Source organism: Streptomyces sp. NPDC034103, from assembly GCF_055575395.1.
The window spans coordinates 211,102-228,156 of record NZ_JBVISS010000004.1 but is presented as its reverse complement, the minus strand read 5'-3'; the positions used below and the strand labels follow the sequence as shown (position 1 = coordinate 228,156).

Below are 17,055 nucleotides of genomic sequence, written 5' to 3'. Positions count from 1 at the left end.
CGTTGACCGTCGGGATCGTCGGTCACCACTCGCCGGGGTGCTGCCGGGCGCGCGGAGGTGTCGCGGAGGCGTCGAAGACCGAGCTGTGGCGCGGTGCGGGCGACTCCTCGACGGGGGCGGGTTCGGGGGCGGCGCGGCGGCGCGAGGAGGTGCGGTGCGAGGCGGTGCGGTTCCAGTCGCCGTCGCCGAGCACGAGCAGCGGGTCGAACATCACGACCACACCGGCCAGGACCAGGAAGATGACCGGCCCCAGCAGCATCGGCAGGAGCAGCGAGGAGGCCGAGTCGCCGGCCCAGGTGCCGCCGGTGGTGCCGTGCACATGGACACTGACGGCGGCCATCGCCGTGTAGTGCATGCCGGAGACGGCCACCCCCATGACCAGACTGGCGCCTAGGCTCGCCAGGAAGCCGCGGATGGTGACGGCCGCCCACAGGGCCGCGGTGGCGGCGACGATCGCGATCAGGATGGACAGGGCGACGGTGAACGGGTCATAGCGGATGGCACCGTTGAGGCGCATCGCGTGCATGCCCAGGTAGTGCATGGCGGCCACGCCGAGTCCGGTGACGATGCCGGCCAGGGCCAGGTTGCCGGTGGTGGCGCCGCGGTAGCCGACGATGAAGACACCGATGCCGACCACGACGACCGCCACGGCGAGACTGAGGAGGGTGAGCCCCGCGTCGTAGCGGATCCGGGTCTCCTCGACCTGGAAGCCGATCATGGCGATGAAGTGCATCGTCCAGATGCCGCAGCCGATGGACGCGGCGCCGAGCGCCAGCCAACCGGGCTTCCACGACTGGTCGTTGAGCAGGGACCGGACGATGCAGCGCAGCCCCAGCGCCCCTCCCAGGCAGGCCATGAGATAGGCCGTCACCGGCGTCACGGCGCCGTAGCGGAACCCGTCAACGGTGCCGTCCATAAGCCAACTCCCCCCAGAGTCACGGCTGCTGATGGAGCAGGTCTACGGGTAACGGCCGAGTAAAGCAAGCGCCTACCGGCGGTAACCAGATAACTCTGAACCGTCATGGCTTCACTCTCGTCACGGATCGAAAAGATTCAGCCATAAACCACTTGGGGACGCCCGTGCCGTCACCGGGGCCCTCCTGGCGAGTGGTCCGTCAGGCGCGGCGGGTGATGGCGCCCCCGGGTTTCGGCGCGCGGTTCGGGGCGCCGGGCGGCTCGCCCTCTAGGCTCGCTCCCGGTACCCCGACGACCCGAGGAGCACGCATGGAAGTCCCGTACCCCGATGGTCCGGAGCCCGGCGAAGGGCCTGTTCCGCATGCGCTGCTCGGGCCCGTCGTCCGGCTGCTGGGGGCGTGGCGCGGGCGGGGGCAGGGCGGGTATCCGACGCTTGCCGAAGGCTTCGCGTACGCGCAGGACGTCAGCTTCAGTCATGACGGGCGGCCCTTCCTCCGTTACGAGGCCCGGGCCTGGCTGATCGACGCCGAGGGCGTGCCGTTGCGGCCCGCCGCGCGGGAGAGCGGCTGGTGGCGGCTTCAGCCGGACGGCCGGGTGGAGGCGCTGATCACCCAGCCGACCGGCATCGCGGAGATCGCGGTCGGGCACGCGGCGGACGGCGTCGTGGAACTGTCCACCCACGACGTGGCCCTCACTCCCACCGCCAAGGACGTCACCGCCACCCGCCGCCGCTACACCCTGACCGACGACGACACGCTCACCTTCGTCCACCACCTCGCGGCGGTCGGCCAGCCCCTGCAGCACCATCTGTCGGCCACCCTGCGACGGGCGCGGTAGGCTCACCGGTGTTCGTGTGCCGGAATCGAGGAACACCGAGGGAAACGGGGAGGCGACGTCCGATGACCGCGCTCAAGGCCACTGCCGCGCGCAGCGCCCGGACCCTCCGCATGTCCCGGGCGACGGTCTGACCTCGACCCGATCCGCCTCGCCGGGAGCGTGAGCTCGCGAGGTGTCACCCACACGAACACCACCATGGAACGGATCCGTATCCCGCCATGAGCACACACACCGACTGGATCACCCGCGCCGAGACCGGCGCCGACCTGCCCGCCCTCCGTGAGATCGACCTGGCGGCGTTCGACACCCCGCTGGAGGCCGACCTCGTCGAGGCCCTGCGCGCCGACAGCGCCTGGATCGACGGGCTGTCGCTCGTCGTCACCGACCAGGACGGCAAGGTCGTCGGACACGCGTTGCTGACCCGCTGCCACATCGACGAGACCCCCGCCCTGTGCCTGGGCCCCGTCGCCGTGCTCCCCGAGTACCAGAACACCGGTGCCGGATCGGCGGTCATCCGGGCCGCGCTGGACACGGCCAGGAGCAAGGGCGAACGCTTCGTCACCGTCCTCGGGCACCCGCCGTACTATCCGCGCTTCGGCTTCACCCGGGCCTCGGCGCACGGCATCCGCGTCACCTTCGACGTCCCGGACGAGGCCATGATGGCCCTCGCCCTCGACGCCGGACATCCGCTGCCCGCCGGCACCGTCCGGTACGCGGCACCCTTCGGCGTCTAGGGCGCCAGGCGCCGGACGGGAGCCCCGTGCCCCGTCCGGCGTCCCGCGCGGACTCAGTGCACCGAGAGCCCGCCGTCGACGAACAACGACTGCCCGGTGACGTACGCGGACGCGCCGCTCGCCAGGAACACCGCCGCGCCCGCGAAGTCCTCGGCCAGACCGTTGCGCCCGACCATCGTGCGCGCGGCCAGCTCCGCCACCTTCTCGGGGTCACAGGCCAGGCGCGCGTTGAGCGGTGTCAGTACGAAACCCGGCACGAGCGTGTTGCAGGTGACGCCGTACGGCGACCAGGCCTCGGCCTGTGAGCGGGCCAGCGACTCCAGCGCGCCCTTGGACACGCCGTAGGCGCCGCTCTGGACGAACGCCCGGTGTGCCTGCTGGGAGGTGACGTGGATGATCCGCCCGAAGCCCCGCTCGGCCATGCCGGGCCCGAACCGCTGACCCAGCAGGAACGGCGCCTCCAGGTTGACCGCCATGGTGGTGTCCCAGACGTCCTCGCCCAGTTCCCCCATCGGCGGCCGCAGATTGATCCCGGCGCAGTTCACGAGGATGTCGGGCTCACCGAACACCTCCACCGCCCGCTCCGCCGCCGCGCGCACCCCCGCGCGGGTGCCCAGGTCGCCGCTGACCCAGGCCGCCCGGCCGCCCTCCGCGGTCAACTCGTCCACGGTCGCGGCCAGTTCGGCCTCCTTGCGTGCGACGACCACGACGCTCGCCCCCGCACGGGCCAGCGCTCCGGCGATCGCCCGTCCGATGCCGGAGCTGCCGCCGGTCACCAGCGCGACCCGGCCGTCCAGGGAGAACAGTGTGGAGAGGTACGTCTGCGAGCTCATGCCCCGCACCCTAGACGCCGCGCCTTGGACGCCCCGCACCCCGGGCGCCGTGATCGATGCGAGCAGGCGTCCAAGGTGCGGGGCGAGGGGTGCGGTCAGCTGAACGGGTCGAGCGTGAGATACGCCTGCTGCGGATTCCCGTCGTGCACCAGCGACTCGTGGTGCCCGACGTCGTCGAACGCGAACGCGTACGCCTTGCCGTCGGCCATCTGTGCGTGGATGACCCGGGCGTAGTGGTTGGTCACCGCGTCCTTGTAGAAGCCCGCCGACGACGTGTCCGGCTGGTTGGGGTTGGTCAGGAGCGTGGAACGGTTGAAGCCCGCGCACAGGGTGCGGGAGATCGGGCCGCGCACCAGGTCGTTGGGGGCGTCGAGGAGCCGGTGGCAGCCGAAGACGCTGCTCGCGTCCGGCTTCTGGAAGCTGGTGACGGTCGCGCCGGAGGAGTTGGTGAAGTTCATGACCCCGCCGGAGACCCGGCCGTAGTACCTGGTGCCGGGCTGGTCGGCGAACGGCGTCACCGTGAGCGTGGTGGTGGCGTACTTCTGCCAGACGCGGTTGATGTAGTCGTCCAGGACGGAGGCCGGCAGCACCCCGGTCTCCAGCCCGTACGCCGGGGACAGGGCGCGCAGCACCGTGCCGTCCGGTCGGGTCTGGATCAGGCCGCCCCAGCCGCCCGACTGTCCGCGCAGACCGCTCAGAACGGCGTTGTAGCCACCGGGCTTGAGGTGTCCGGTGTTGGCGACACTGCCGTCGGCGCGCTGGACGCCCACCGCGTAGGGGGCGGAGAACATGTCGACCTGGGTGCTGTTGAGCCACAGGCCCGAGTCGTTGAGCGTGTACTCCGACCAGTTGAACAGGATGTTGCGGTTCGGGTCGCTCGGGTTCTGGACGGCCGGCTGCACCAGGCCGCCGGTCGTCAGCCGGAACACCAGCTTCTGGCCGTACGAGAAGTAGATGCGGCCGGAGAACTTCGGGAGCCGGATCGTCGTGGACTGGCCCGCGGCCGGGCCGGGGATGGAGGCGTCCGGGGCCGGGGTGGGCGGGTTCCCGCCCGCGGGCCAGGCGTGGAAGGTGCCGCTCGCGTCGGCCCAACCCTGCTGGCCGGTGGCGAGGTTGGTGCCGAGGTTGTAGACGTAGACCGCGTCTGTGCGGCCGGAGTTGTTGGTCAGCTTCAGGGGGATCGTGGCGGGCACCGCGCCGCTCGCGGGAGACGGTGCCGCGAGTGTGAGCAGGGCGCCGAGCAGGGCCGACGCCCCGGCAGCGGCCAGGAGTTGGCGTTTGAGTCGTCCGAGCACGCTCCACCTCCGTGGGGGGAAGCAGGGAGTTGGGGGAGTTGGGGGAGGAGTAGGGGGTGTAGGGGAGCAGGGGGGAGATTGGTCCGTACCAGTTTTGAGAGCGCTCTCAGAGTTGCGCCACGACGGGGGCATGTCAATGCCGTGCGCAGAACTGAGGGCGGCGCCCACGCAGGTCCGCGGGTGCCGCCCTGCGGTCCGGAAAGTCGGATGCGGACGCGCGCTTCAGGGCGCCCTCCGGCACATCCGCTTCAGAACGTCCGCGTCAGAACGTTCGCTTCAGCAGATCCAGCAGCGCCGCCCAGTGCCGTTCGTCGCCCTCGCGGTGGTACGCGGCGGTGTCGGCCTGGGTGAAGCCGTGGTGCGCGCCCGGGTAGACCTCGCAGCGGTGCCGTACGCCGGCCTCGGTCAGTGTGTCCTCCAGGAGCCGGATCTGCTGCGGGGGCAGCGAGGGGTCCTCGTCGGCGTGGCCGAAGTACAGCTCGGCGGTGACGTGTTCGGCCACCCGGTGCGGACTCTCCGGGGCGTCGGTCGCCAGGCGCCCGCCGTGGAAGCCGGCCGCGGCGGCGACCCGGTCCGGATACGTGCCCGCGGTGAGCAGGGAGAGCCGGGCGCCCATGCAGTAACCCGTCAGTCCCACCGGTCCGTCGGTCACGAGCGGGCTCCCGGCCAGCCAGGCGAGGTAAGCCCCCGCGTCACGCATCGCCAGTTCCGGGGTGAGCGACTGCATGACCGGGACGATCGCGTCCCACAGGTCGGGCCGGGTGTCGGTGTCGATGAACTCGGGCAGCTCGAAGACCGGCGCGCGTCCGTGGCGGTAGAAGAGGTTGGGCACCAGGACGGTGTAACCGGCCTCGGCGAGCCGGTCGGCCATCGACCTCAGATGCGGGCGCAGCCCGAAGGCGTCCTGGTAGAGGAGGACGCCCGGGTGGGGGAGTCCGTCACCGGGGTGGGCTAGGTAGGCGTCGGCGACGCCGTCCTCGGTGGGGATGTCCACGGCAGTGCCCTGTGCGGAGGTCATGGGGGTGCCTCTCTGTGCGGTAGACGGCGATCGTTCGCCGGCCCGGGGGGCGCGGGCCGCGCATATGGTTTCATGCACCATCCACCTGGCTCGCGACACCCCCGCGACCCCGCGGGCGCCGGTCCTACTCGAACCGTGAGGCGTCGCCCGCCCCGTGCCGGATGACCTCCGCCTCGCCGTTCGAGAAGTCGATGACCGTCGTCGGCTCGGTGCCGCACTCGCCGGAGTCGACGACCGCGTCCAGCACATGGTCGAGGAGGTCCTTGATCTCCCAGCCCTGGGTCATCGGCTCCTCCTCGTCGGGCAGGAGCAGCGTGCTGGACAGCAGCGGCTCCCCGAGCTCGGCGAGCAGCGCCTGGGTGACGACATGGTCGGGGATGCGCACGCCCACCGTCTTCTTCTTGGGGTGCTGGAGCATGCGCGGCACCTCCCTCGTCGCGGGCAGGATGAAGGTGTAACTGCCCGGCGTCGACGCCTTGATCGCCCGGAACACGTCGTTGTCGACCCGTACGAACTGGCCGAGCTGCGCGAAGTCCTGGCAGACCAGGGTGAAGTGGTGTCGGTCGTCCAGCTTGCGGATGGTACGGATCCGGTCGATGCCGTCACGGCTGCCCAGCCGGCAGCCGAGCGCGTAGCAGGAGTCGGTCGGATACGCGATGAGCGCTCCCGCGCGGACACTGTCGGCGACCTGCGAGATGGTGCGCGGCTGGGGGTTGTCGGGGTGCACGTCGAAGTACTTCGCCATCCGTCGAGCTTATGCCGTCCCGGGGTCGCGGCGACGCAGGCCCCGTTCGCACCGGGCCGCGTTCCACCGTCCCGCGCGGGGGGACCCGAGGCAGGGGTGAGGTAACGTCCCGGACCGTTGTGCCGAGGTCGAGACGACGAACGAGGAGAAGGGTGCCGTGACGGGCGGAGGGGACGACCGGGCGAAGGACGCCGGCGTGGCGTGGGCGCGGGAGCTGCTCGACCACCTGCGGCCCACCGGACGGGACGTCCGCCGGGTGGTCGCCTGGCTCGCGACCGGCGTGCACGGCACGGCCGCCCTCCACGACGCCGGCGGTGCCCTCCTCGCCGGAAACCGGATCCCGCTCGACGAGAACCTGGTGGCCGACATCACCGCCGGCCGGATCGCCTCCGCCGCCTGGGAGGGCGAGGGCCGCCACCAGCGCCTGGTCAGGGTGGAGCAGCCGCACTCCGCCGCGGCCTGCGTCCTGGCCGTGTGCCGCGAGGCGCCTTTCGACCGCCGGTCCGCCGAGATGGTGACGCACACCGCCCAGGTCGTCGAACTCCTGCTCACAGCGGACCAGAGGACCGCCGCCGGGCGCCGCCTGGAACGGGCCACCGCCGACCTGCGGCTGGCGATACTCCAACTCCTGATGGTGGAGGACATCGTCTCGGCGCGCCGGGTCGCCGCGGGCCTGTGGCCCGGGCTGCTCGACACGGACTCCGCGTGCGTCTACGTCGTGGAGGGCACCGCCGAGGAGCGCGACCGGCTGGCCGAGGAGCTGGTGGCGGCCACCGAGGAACAGGCCCTGGTCGTGCGCTGCCCCGCGGTGGACCAGCACGTCATCATCGTGGTCCCCGACGAGAGCGTCGCCCGGGAGCTGCGGTCCGTGACCGAAGGGCGCTCCGGCACCTACATCGGAGGCAGCTCCCGGCAGAGCCTGGCCCGGACCGCCACCGCCTACGGACAGGCCGTCAGTGCCCTGGCCGTCGCGCACTTCCGGCCCGACAACGCCGCGGTCTACGCCGAGCGCACCCACCCCGAACGCCTCATGGACCCGGCGCTGCTGCACCGCTGGACCGCCGGTCTGCTGCGCCCGCTGGACGCCCTGACCCACCACACCCACGGCGAACTCCTCGCCACCACCCGGCTCGGACTGGAGTTCACGGCCGTCAACGCGGCCAAGGTGCTGGGCGTCAGCCGCAACACCGTGCGGGCCCGGATGGAGCGCGTGGAGGGACTGCTGGGCACGGACTTCTCCGACCTCACCGTCCGGGCCCTGGTCCATCTGGCACTGAACACCCAGGTCGGCATGGAACAGGGGCCCGGTGGGGCGGAGCCGGCGCCCGTCCCGCTGGGCGCTCTGCTCACCGGGCCCGCGCTGCGCGCCTGGGCCCTGGACCTGCTCGGGCGTCTCGACCCGGACGCCCGCGATCTGCGCCGCACCCTGCGCACCTGGATCGTCGCCGGGGGGAACTCCGAACGGGCCGCGCAGACCCTCGGCGTCCACGCGCAGACCGTGCGCGAGCACGTGCGCAGTGCGGAGCCGGTCCTCGAACGCCAGCTGCTGGCCGGGGGCAGCGATCTCTACGAGGTCGTCCTGGCCCATCTGGCGACGGGCGAGCTGCGACCGCCCCCGCTGGCCGCATAGAAAACGCGCCATTCGGACTCACTTGTGCACAGGTGAGCCCCCGGGGCCGCACAACAGGCATGAACGCGGTTCACAACCGCACTGTTGTTCACGTAAGTTCGACGGGTCACGGGGGCACGACCGGAACGGGGGACCGGTCGCGCCCCCTTTCCGTGCGGTCAGCGTTGTCAGCGTTGTCAGCCACGCGGCCGCACCGGCACCTCCTGCCAGCCGAACGCGATGAACGACGGAACCTGCCGCAGCTCCTTCGCGGGGACGGCGAGCCGCAGGTCGGGGAAGCGGTCGAAGAGGGCGGGCAGCGCCGTGAGCGCCTCCGCCCGGGCCAGCGGGGCGCCGATGCACCGGTGCACGCCGATCCCGAACGCCAGATGGTCGTCCGCGCCGCGCGAGGCGTCGAAGGCGTGCGCGTTCGCCCCGTAGTGAGCGGGATCGAGCCCGGCCGCGGCGTACGTGGTGATGATGGCGTCGCCCGCCGGGATCGTGACGCCGCCGACCTCGATGTCCTCGACGGCGAACCGCAGCGGCAGCGCGGCGATGGACGGCTCGACCCGCAGCGTCTCGTCGATCACGGCGTCCCAGCCGATCTCCCCGGCGCGCACGGCGGCCAGCTGCTCGGGGTGCCGCAGCAGGGCGACGACCGCGTTGCCGATGAGGTTGACGGTCGTCTCGAAGCCGGCGCCGATGACCAGCAGCAGCGTGTAGAGCAGCTCCTCGTCGCTGAGCCGGTCGCCGTCCTCGTCGCGGACCCTGATCAGCTCGGTGGTCAGGTCGTCGCCGGGGTGCTCGGTGCGGTGCGCGATGAGCGCGGGCAGCACCGTGCCGATCTGCCGCTGCACCGATGCGGCGTGCTCCGGTGAGGGGTCGGAGGTGTCCATGATGGCCGCTATCAGACGTGCGGTGTCGGGCACCAACTCCGCCGGAACACCGAAGAGTTCGCAGATGACCCGCATGGGCAGCGGGTGCGCGAGGGCGGCCCGCAGATCGACGACCTCGGCCTCGCCCGCCGCCACCGCGTCGAGCAGCTCCGCCGTGATCGCCTCGACCCGGTGCCGCATCGCCTCGGTGCGCCGGTGGGTGAAGCTCGGCGCCACCAGTTTGCGCAGCCGGGTGTGGTCGGCGCCGTAGGTGGAGAGCATGTTGACCACGCCGATCCAGCCCAGCACCCAGCCCCAGGAGGGGTGTTCGGCCAACTCGGGCCAGAGCCGCCAGTGCAGCCGGGGGTCCCTGCTGACCCGGGGGTCGAGGATGAGTTCCTTGAGCGTGTCGTAGCCCGTGGGCGCCCAGGCGGGGATGCCGCCGGGCAGGTCGACGGGGACGATCGGGCCGAGGGCGCGCAACCGGGCGCACTCGGCGGCGATGTCGGCGCCGAACGGGTCGAGGGCGATGCGGTCGGTGACGGTCACGGCATGACTCCTGGCTGGTCGGGGGAGCGGGGGCTGAACCGGACGGGCAGGGCGGTCAGCGAACGGTGGAACGGGCCGGGCCGCCAGGTCAGTCGCTCGCGGGGCAGGACGGGCGCGAGGTCGGGCAGCCACTGGGTGAGGCGTTCGATCGCCTCGGTCGCGATGAGCAGCGTGTGCTGCTTGACCGGGCAGGCGTGCGGGCCCGCCGACCAGGACAGGTGCGAGGCGTCCTTGGGATGGCGGCCGCTGACCGGCTCCTGCCCGGCGACGGGCGCGCTCCCCGTGCCGTTCGGGCCCTGGGCGAGCGCGAGTGCCCCGTAGGAGATCACCACCGGCACCGCCGCCCTGATCCACGCCCCGTGGAAGGCGACCGGCCGGCGCGCGTAGTGGATGCCGTAGTTGGCCAACGGGGTCTCGTGGTGCAGCACTTCGACCACCGCGTCCATCACCGGGCGGGCACCGCTGGTGAGGGTGGAGTAGTAGGCCGGGTTGCCCAGGATGCGGGACAGTGCGTTGGACACCAGGTTGGCGGTCGGCTCGTGGCCGGCGCCGAGGGTGAGGAACACCTGCCAGGTGACCTCTTCGGGGGTGAGGCCCGCCGGGTGGTCCAGGAGCCGGCTCGGCAGGTCGTCGCCGCGCCGCTCGGCCTTGGCCGCGATCAGCTCCACGACGTAACCGCCGAACTCCGCCTCGCCCGCGGCCGCCTGGGCGCCGCCCTCCATCATCTTGCCGAGCGCCTCGTTGAGCCGGTCGCTCTGGCTGTCGGGCAGACCGAACAGGCTGTTGAAGACCAGGGCCATCAGCGGCCGGGCGAACTCGGCCACCAGGTCCGCCTCGCCGCGCGGCCCGATCCGGCCGACCAGCAGATGCACCGCGCGGTGCACCCGTTCCCGCAGATCGTGCGGCTCGACCAGGTCGAAGGTGTCGATCAGCGAGTCGCGGTAGCGGACATGGGCGGCGCCGTCCGCGAACAGGGTGTTGGGCCGCCAGCGCATCATGCCCAGCACGGGGGAGTCGTCGGCGACCGTCGACTCCCAGGGCCGCGGATCGTGCGAGAACGTCTCCGTGTCGTGCAGCAGGTCCAGCGCCGCCCGCCGGTCGGTGACGACGTAGGCCGGCACACCCGGCGCCAACTCGGCCCAGCCGACCGGCCCCTGGGAGCGCAGGTCGGCGTAGTAGCGGTACGGGTCGGCGGCGAAGCCGTCCTCCCACAGCCGTACCGGCGCGGAGCGGGAGAAGTCCTGCCGGGCAGGGGGATAGGTGGTCACCGGCTCTCCGAGGGGTGGTGGTCGATGAGGTGCTGGACGAGCGTGAGGAGCGCGTCGATGGAGGAGTTGGCGTCCCGCGCGTCGCAGGTCACCATCGGCGTGGCGGGCTCCAGATCGAGGGCGGCCCGCAGTTGTTCGTCGGTGTGGTGGCCCGGCGCGTCGGGGAAGGCGTTGAAGGCCACCGCGTACGGCAACCCGGTCTCCTCCACCAGACCGAGCACGTCGAACGAGGCGTCGATCCGGCGGGAGTCCACCAGGACGAGGGCGCCCAGCGCCCCGTAGGCGATGTCGTCCCACAGGGACCGGAACCGTTCCTGCCCGGGCGTGCCGAACAGGTACAGCACCACCCCGCCCGCCAGGCTGATCCGCCCGAAGTCGATGGCGACGGTGGTCGTCGACTTGTCCCGCACCCCCTCCAGGTCGTCCACCTGCGTCGAGGCCTCGGTGAGGTGTTCCTCGGTGTGCAGCGGCACGATCTCGGACACCGAGTCGATCAGGGTCGTCTTGCCCACCCCGAACGGGCCGGCGACCAGGATCTTCACCAGGTCGCGGGCCGTGTCGGGCAGATGGACGCGGCTGGGGGCGCCGCTAGTCGTGCTTGAGGGCGCGGAGGCCATCGGCCACTCTCTTCAGCAGGTCGGGGTCGAACCGTTCGGCGGGCGGCACCGGGGCGCGGGCCACCACCAGCGCCCGGTCCAGGAGGGCACCGGCCAGGACCCGGACGGCGGAGACCGGCAGCCGCAGCAGGGCGGCGGCCTCCACCACCGTCAGCGAACCCTCCTCCAGGGCGTCCAGGAGGGCCAGTTCGGCGGCGGGCAGGTCGGGAGGCGGAGGCGTGCCGCTGCCGGTGAGGACCGACAGCCGCTCCAGGGACGGCCGGCTGGGCCGGGCGACGCCGCCGGTCGACAGGTATGCCGGGACCAGGGGGCGGCCGGTCATGCCGGAGTGCCGTCGTCGCCCCCTCGGGGTGCGGCGGCCATGGCCTTCTCGCCGAGGCGGGCCACCTGTGAGTGGACGCGGTGCGCGAGCAGGTCCAGTCGCACGTCGCCGGTGCCGTACGCGGCCACGCAGGTGCCGTGGGCGGTGGGCACGATGAGGACGTACCCGTGGTCCGACTCGATGACGACCTGCCGTACCTCGGCGCGGTCCTGGTCGGCGAACGCGGCCGCGGCGGTGCGGCACGCGCCCTGCACGGTGCTGCTGATCGCGGCGACCCGTTCGGCCGAGGCCTGCTGGAGCGCGTCCGTGTACCCCGTGACCAGTCCGTCCCGGGTGAGCAGGACGGCGGCCACGACATGCGGCACCTCCAGGATCGGTTCCAGCACCCAGGCCGTGTCGCCTGCCTCGCGGCTGGTCATCGGGCCGCTCCCCCTTCGTCGTGGGTCTCGTTCGCTGATACGTCGGACGCGGCACCGTCCGCGCGGGCCGCGGCGGTGCCGGACTGCAGGGCGCCCAGCGCGGCGGCGGCGTCCTCGGGACTGCGTACCCGCGTCCCGGCCGCGGGCGTCTCCACGGCGGCGGTGCTCCGGGTACGGCGGCGGCGCTGCGGCAGTTCGTCGTGGTGTCCGAGGAGGGCGGCGTCGTCCTCGGTGCCGTAGCCGTGGGTCGTGTCCGGCGCGGCCTTGCGGGTGGAGCGCGGGGCGCTGACGGCAGGGGGCTGTTCGACGGGGTCGATCCGGCTGAGGAGATGGTTCTCCACCCGCAGCACCGCCCGTACGCCCCCGTACGGGGACGGTGAGGAGAGGTCCACGCCGAGGTCGAACTGGCGGGTCAGCCGGCCGATCGCGGCCAGGCCCATGCGCGGCGGATCGCCGAGGTCGGTGAGCAGGATCGGCTCGGAGCCGGCCACCATCCGCTGGGCGCGCGCCCGTTCGTCCTGCGTCATGCCCACGCCCGCGTCGTCGACGGTGACGCAGACGCCGTGGTGGACGTGCTCCAGGTTGACCACGACGTCGGTGTCGGGCGCGGAGTGACGCAGCGCGTTGTCCAGGAGCTCGGCCGCGATGATGGCGACCGGCTCGACGGCGTGCGACACCAGCGCGGTGCCCGCCTCCAGATGGTTGTGCACCTTCACCCGGTGGTATCCCGCGAGTCGCGACTGCCCGCCCGTCACCGCCTCCACGAGGTGCGACTCCTGGCGTGCGAGCCCCACCCAGGCCCCGCACACCACTGCGGCGACCTGCGCCCGGCGCAGCGACTGCTCGTTCTCGTGGTCCAGTTGGAAGAGGGTCTCGGTCAACTCCGGGTCGTCGTAGCGCTGTTGCAGCTGCCGCAGCGCGTCCTGAAGGCGGTACAGGGCCGCCTGGATCTCCCGGGTGGCTCCGCGCATCCCGGCCTGGGCGGCCGCGTCGATACGGGTGCGCTGCGCGGCGAGTTCGGCGCGCACACCCAGCAGCACGCCCTCCAGCGCGATCCCGAGGGGGGTCCCCGCGGTGTACGGCTGGAGCGGGCCCGGCACCACCACATGCGGATGGGCGAGTTGCCGGGCGGCGGCGGGCAGGCGCTGGGCCGTCAGGTGCTCGACCTCGGCCGTCAACGCCAGGAGGGTGGCGTCGAGTCGGGAGCGCAGGGCGGTCGTCTCCGCGCGCTGCCGGGTCAGTTGACGCCGTGCGCGCAGCAGCCCGCCGCCGAGGGCGAGCGCGGACAGCGTGCCGGCGGCGAGAGCGCCGGCGGCCACATCCGGTAATTCGATCATCGAATCGGTTTCCAGGGGGAAGGCGGGCAGGGCTGAGTCCGCGGCCCGGTGGCACGGCGCTCGCAGCACAGTACACACCGTCATCGACTCTTCTCGCACGGTTGATCGACACTTCGCGTCGAATCCGACAGCCCTCTGTTCGCTTCTGTGCCGACTGTCTGAAATGCCATACGGTCAAGGCGAGTTGATCTCGTCCGAAACCCGCAGCACTTCCGGAGCAGCCATGGACCGCACCCGTGTGACGCACCTCCTGACGCGCGAGAGCGCGGAGGCCGAACGGCGCTGCCCGCGCTCGAAGGACGCCTACCGGCGCGCCGGGCACCTCTTCGGACGGGTGCCGATGACGTGGATGAACAAGACCGCCGGCCCCTTCCCGCGCTACCTCGACACCGCCCGCGGCGCCCGGGTCACCGACCTCGACGGGCACACGTACATCGACTTCTGCCTCGGTGACACCGGGGCGATGGCCGGACACTCGCCCGCCCCGGTGGCCGAGGCGGTCCAGCGGCGGTTCGCCGAACAGGGCGGTGCCACCGCGATGCTGCCGACCGAGGACGCCGAGTGGGTCGGCGCGGAGCTGACCCGCCGCTTCGGACTGGCCCGCTGGAGCTTCTCCCTGACCGCGACCGACGCCAACCGGTGGGCGATCCGGCTCGCCCGCGCCGTCACCGGCCGCCCGAAGATCCTGGTGAACAGCTACAGCTACCACGGCAGCGTCGACGAGTCCCTCATCGTCGTCGGACCCGACGGCCACGGCGTCAGCCGCCCCGGCAACGTCGGCGCGCCCTGCGACGTCACCCTCACCAGCCGCGTCGCCGAGTTCAACGACCTCGAACAGCTGGAGCGCGAACTCGCCCACGGCGACGTGGCCGCCGTCCTCATGGAACCGGCGCTCACCAACATCGGCATCGTGCTGCCCGAGCCCGGCTACCTGGCCGGCGTGCGGGAACTGACCCGACGGCACGGCACTTTGCTCGTCAACGACGAGACCCACACCCTCTCCGCGGGCCCCGGCGGCTGCACGGCGGCCTGGGACCTGGAGCCCGACCTGCTCACCGTCGGCAAGGCCATCGGCGGCGGCATCCCGGCCGGGGCCTACGGGCTGACCGCCGAACTCGCCGACCGGCTGCTCGGCCGCGCGGACCTCGACCTCGTCGACATGGGCGGCGTCGGCGGCACCCTGGCCGGCAACGCGCTCTCGGTCGCCGCGATGCGCGCCACGCTGGAGCACGTCCTCACCGACGAGGCGTTCACCCGGATGGCGAAGCTGTCCGAACGGTTCGAGACGGGCGTCCGGGCGGGCCTCGACGCCCACGCGCTGCCCTGGTCGGTGAGCCGGCTCGGCGCCCGCACCGAGTACCGCTTCACCTCCCCGGCGCCCCGCACCGGCACCGAGTCCGCGGCGGCCGCGGACCCCGAGCTGGAGGACTTCCTGCACGTCTATCTCGCCAACCGGGGCATCCTGCTGACCCCGTTCCACAACATGGCGCTGATGTGCCCGGACACCACCGAGGCGGACGTCGACACCCACACCGAGGTCTTCGCCGCCGCCCTCGACGAACTGGCCGGATGACGCCCACGGGCCGCGCACCCGCTCGGACCCGGCTGATTGACCCGCGTGGGGCGGGTACTCGGGCGGCCCGGAACGACAACCGCTGGAGGAGGCCCGCAATGACCAGCAGCACGGAGACCGGCGGCGTGACCGGTACGCCGGACAAGGACTACAACCTCATCTGGTATGTGGAGGCGTGCCTGAACAACGCGCTGCGTCTGGAGTCCTACATCCAGGACGCGGAGCGGAACAAGGACACCGAGGTCGCGGACCTGTTCCGCAAGGCGCAGGCCGACAGCCGCAAGGGCGCCGAGATCGGCAAGAAACTGCTGCGCGCGCGACTGAACGGCGGCTGACCGCAGGTCCGCGCGGACGCCCGGCCGGAGCTTTTCGGCCGGGCGTCCGCCTGTGCGAAACCCGGTTGCCCCTGGCGTACCCTCCCGCCTACGGTCGCGATCATGCTGCCTGTGGTGGAGACGGACGCCCAGTGGGACTCGGTCGTCGCGGACGAGCGACTGATGCGGGCCGGCGCGGCGGACCTCTGTGCCCGCCTCGGGCTCGCCGACGCGCCGCTGGCCCGCTTCCCGGACGGATCGCAGCCGGTCTACGCGGTCGGCGCGAACCGGGTCCTGAAGCTCTTCCCCACCACCGCCGCCGAGGACGGCGTCGCCGAAGGCCGCGTCCTGTCCCATCTGCACGGGCGACTCCCGGTCCCCACACCGGCGGTGGAGTCCTTCGGACCGTACGAGAACGGCTGGCGGTACGTCCTGATGTCCCGGCTGCGCGGCGAGAACCTCGCCCGGGCCTGGGACCGCGTCCCGCGGTCCGACCGGGAACGGCTCGTCACCGAGATCGGCGAGGCCCTCGCCGCCCTGCACTCCCTGGACCCGGCCCCGCTCCAGGACGTCCTCGGGCCCGGTGACTGGGGCGCCTTCGTGGACCGGCAGCGGGCGAACGCCGTGGCACGCCAGCGCGGGCACGGCCTCGCGGACTCCTGGCTGGAGCAGATCCCCGACTACCTCGCGGCCGTTCCCCTGCCGCGTGCCCCACGCCGCTCGCTGCTGCACACCGAGGTGATGCGCCGGCACTTCCTGGTCGACCCCGACGGCTGGCGCCTGACCGGCCTGTTCGACTTCGAGCCCGCCATGATCGGGGACGCCGCCTACGACTTCGTGGGCGTCGGCGTGTTCGTCACCGGCGGTGACCCGCACCTGCTCGACCGCCTCACGAGGGCCTACGGCAGCCCCCTCGACCCGGACCACGCCCTCGCGTACACGCTGCTGCACGTCTACAGCAACCTGCCCTGGTATCTGCGGGAGCTGCACGCCCCCGCCGAGGGCACCCTGACCGCGCTCGCCCGCGCCTGGTTCGGGACGGGCGGCTCGCCCTCGGTCTGACGAGTCCCCGAGTCGGGACACAGGGGGCGGCCGGTACCGGGCGAGCCCGCCGCCGCTGTGCGAGCGTTGCCCTGAGCACGCCGACAGAGGAAGTGAACGGGATGAGCGAGATCGTGGACGAGATCGACCGCGGCCGTCGAGAGGTCGGCGCCCGGGAGGTCGAGGCGGGGGAGGCCCAGGGGGTGATGCTGCGGCGCGCCTACGACGCCGGGATCGCCGAGGTGTGGGACGCGCTGACCGTGCCCGAGCGGATCGGGGCCTGGTTCCTGCCGGTCACCGGGGAGTTCCGGCTCGGCGGGCGCTACCGGCTCGAAGGGCACGCCGGGGGCGAGATCCTCGAGTGCGTGGCACCGCGGCGGCTGCGGGTGAGCTGGCTGTACGGGCCGGACCCGGGGTTCAGCGAGGTCGAGGTGCGGCTCACGGCGGACGGCGCGGAGCGGACCGTGTTCGAGCTGGAGCACGTGGCCGTCGTGCCGGAGGACTTCTGGAAGCAGTTCGGACCGGGCGCGGTCGGTATCGGCTGGGACAGCATCGCGCTCGGCCTCGGACTGCATCTCGCGGGGCGCGGGATGAGCCGGGAGGAGTCCGAGGCCTGGCAGCGCACGGACGAGGCCAAGGAGTTCTTCCGGCGCTCCGGTGAGGCGTGGGGCACCGCGTACGCCGTCTCGGGAGCCGACCCGGAGACGGTGGCGGCCACGACGGAGGCGACGATCGCGGCCTACACGGCGTAGCT

The 17,055-nt window shown here is 72.5% G+C and carries 18 protein-coding genes; 7 read left to right on the top strand and 11 right to left on the bottom strand.

What is annotated here, in order from left to right:
- Positions 1-22: 22 nt before the first annotated feature.
- Positions 23-916 carry an MHYT domain-containing protein gene (locus ACZ56U_RS10435; protein WP_469083614.1) on the bottom strand — a complete coding sequence of 298 codons (894 nt, stop codon included), beginning with the start codon at positions 914-916 and terminating at the stop codon, positions 23-25.
- Between the two features lie 308 nt (positions 917-1,224).
- Between ACZ56U_RS10435 and ACZ56U_RS10430 the strand changes: the two genes are divergently transcribed.
- Both ACZ56U_RS10430 and ACZ56U_RS10425 read left to right on the top strand, forming a co-directional pair.
- Positions 1,225-1,752, top strand: a complete 528-nt coding sequence (locus ACZ56U_RS10430) for a heme-binding beta-barrel domain-containing protein (RefSeq protein ID WP_469083613.1) — start codon at positions 1,225-1,227, stop codon at positions 1,750-1,752.
- Positions 1,753-1,970: 218 nt separating this feature from the next.
- Positions 1,971-2,486: a GNAT family N-acetyltransferase gene (locus ACZ56U_RS10425; RefSeq protein WP_469083612.1), complete on the top strand. Its 516-nt coding sequence runs from the start codon at positions 1,971-1,973 to the stop codon at positions 2,484-2,486.
- Positions 2,487-2,539: 53 nt separating this feature from the next.
- On the opposite strand, the gene ACZ56U_RS10420 is transcribed toward ACZ56U_RS10425, so the two are convergent.
- The 4 genes from ACZ56U_RS10420 to ACZ56U_RS10405 all read right to left on the bottom strand — a co-directional run bounded on the left by ACZ56U_RS10420 (position 2,540) and on the right by ACZ56U_RS10405 (position 6,377).
- Positions 2,540-3,319 (bottom strand): SDR family NAD(P)-dependent oxidoreductase, encoded by a 780-nt coding sequence (locus ACZ56U_RS10420; RefSeq protein WP_469083611.1) that lies wholly within the window; start codon positions 3,317-3,319, stop codon positions 2,540-2,542.
- Positions 3,320-3,414: 95 nt separating this feature from the next.
- On the bottom strand, positions 3,415-4,614 hold the full coding sequence (locus ACZ56U_RS10415; RefSeq protein ID WP_469083610.1) for a glycoside hydrolase family 64 protein: 1,200 nt from the start codon (positions 4,612-4,614) through the stop codon (positions 3,415-3,417).
- Positions 4,615-4,876: 262 nt separating this feature from the next.
- Entirely contained in the window at positions 4,877-5,632 is a 756-nt protein-coding gene (locus ACZ56U_RS10410; protein ID WP_469083609.1) for a dienelactone hydrolase family protein, read from the bottom strand.
- 124 nt (positions 5,633-5,756) lie between these two features.
- Complete coding sequence (locus ACZ56U_RS10405) at positions 5,757-6,377, bottom strand: L-threonylcarbamoyladenylate synthase (RefSeq protein ID WP_469083608.1); 621 nt, start codon at positions 6,375-6,377, stop codon at positions 5,757-5,759.
- Positions 6,378-6,534: 157 nt separating this feature from the next.
- Between ACZ56U_RS10405 and ACZ56U_RS10400 the strand changes: the two genes are divergently transcribed.
- On the top strand, positions 6,535-8,007 hold the full coding sequence (locus ACZ56U_RS10400; protein ID WP_469083607.1) for a helix-turn-helix domain-containing protein: 1,473 nt from the start codon (positions 6,535-6,537) through the stop codon (positions 8,005-8,007).
- Between the two features lie 176 nt (positions 8,008-8,183).
- On the opposite strand, the gene ACZ56U_RS10395 is transcribed toward ACZ56U_RS10400, so the two are convergent.
- From ACZ56U_RS10395 to ACZ56U_RS10370, 6 genes are read right to left on the bottom strand one after another with little or no spacing between them, the layout of a single operon-like run.
- Positions 8,184-9,410 carry a cytochrome P450 family protein gene (locus ACZ56U_RS10395; RefSeq protein ID WP_469083606.1) on the bottom strand — a complete coding sequence of 409 codons (1,227 nt, stop codon included), beginning with the start codon at positions 9,408-9,410 and terminating at the stop codon, positions 8,184-8,186.
- Positions 9,407-10,678, bottom strand: a complete 1,272-nt coding sequence (locus ACZ56U_RS10390) for a cytochrome P450 family protein (RefSeq protein WP_469083605.1) — start codon at positions 10,676-10,678, stop codon at positions 9,407-9,409. Before ACZ56U_RS10390 ends, ACZ56U_RS10395 begins: the two co-directional genes overlap by 4 nt.
- Complete coding sequence (locus tag ACZ56U_RS10385) at positions 10,675-11,295, bottom strand: GTP-binding protein (RefSeq protein ID WP_469083604.1); 621 nt, start codon at positions 11,293-11,295, stop codon at positions 10,675-10,677. The genes ACZ56U_RS10390 and ACZ56U_RS10385 overlap by 4 nt, the downstream gene beginning before the upstream one ends.
- Positions 11,267-11,617 (bottom strand): DUF742 domain-containing protein, encoded by a 351-nt coding sequence (locus ACZ56U_RS10380; RefSeq protein WP_469083603.1) that lies wholly within the window; start codon positions 11,615-11,617, stop codon positions 11,267-11,269. Before ACZ56U_RS10380 ends, ACZ56U_RS10385 begins: the two co-directional genes overlap by 29 nt.
- Positions 11,614-12,036: a roadblock/LC7 domain-containing protein gene (locus ACZ56U_RS10375; protein WP_469083602.1), complete on the bottom strand. Its 423-nt coding sequence runs from the start codon at positions 12,034-12,036 to the stop codon at positions 11,614-11,616. The genes ACZ56U_RS10380 and ACZ56U_RS10375 overlap by 4 nt, the downstream gene beginning before the upstream one ends.
- Complete coding sequence (locus tag ACZ56U_RS10370) at positions 12,033-13,373, bottom strand: ATP-binding protein (RefSeq protein WP_469083601.1); 1,341 nt, start codon at positions 13,371-13,373, stop codon at positions 12,033-12,035. The genes ACZ56U_RS10375 and ACZ56U_RS10370 overlap by 4 nt, the downstream gene beginning before the upstream one ends.
- Before the next feature lie 223 nt (positions 13,374-13,596).
- Between ACZ56U_RS10370 and ACZ56U_RS10365 the strand changes: the two genes are divergently transcribed.
- The 4 genes from ACZ56U_RS10365 to ACZ56U_RS10350 all read left to right on the top strand — a co-directional run bounded on the left by ACZ56U_RS10365 (position 13,597) and on the right by ACZ56U_RS10350 (position 17,053).
- Positions 13,597-14,946 (top strand): transaminase, encoded by a 1,350-nt coding sequence (locus ACZ56U_RS10365; RefSeq protein WP_469083600.1) that lies wholly within the window; start codon positions 13,597-13,599, stop codon positions 14,944-14,946.
- Between the two features lie 98 nt (positions 14,947-15,044).
- Complete coding sequence (locus ACZ56U_RS10360) at positions 15,045-15,281, top strand: hypothetical protein (RefSeq protein WP_391231943.1); 237 nt, start codon at positions 15,045-15,047, stop codon at positions 15,279-15,281.
- Positions 15,282-15,383: 102 nt separating this feature from the next.
- The gene (locus ACZ56U_RS10355) at positions 15,384-16,322 is read left to right on the top strand and encodes a phosphotransferase family protein (RefSeq protein WP_469083599.1); all 939 of its coding nucleotides are present in this window, start codon (positions 15,384-15,386) and stop codon (positions 16,320-16,322) included.
- Positions 16,323-16,423: 101 nt separating this feature from the next.
- On the top strand, positions 16,424-17,053 hold the full coding sequence (locus ACZ56U_RS10350; protein ID WP_469083598.1) for an SRPBCC domain-containing protein: 630 nt from the start codon (positions 16,424-16,426) through the stop codon (positions 17,051-17,053).
- Positions 17,054-17,055 lie beyond the last annotated feature (2 nt).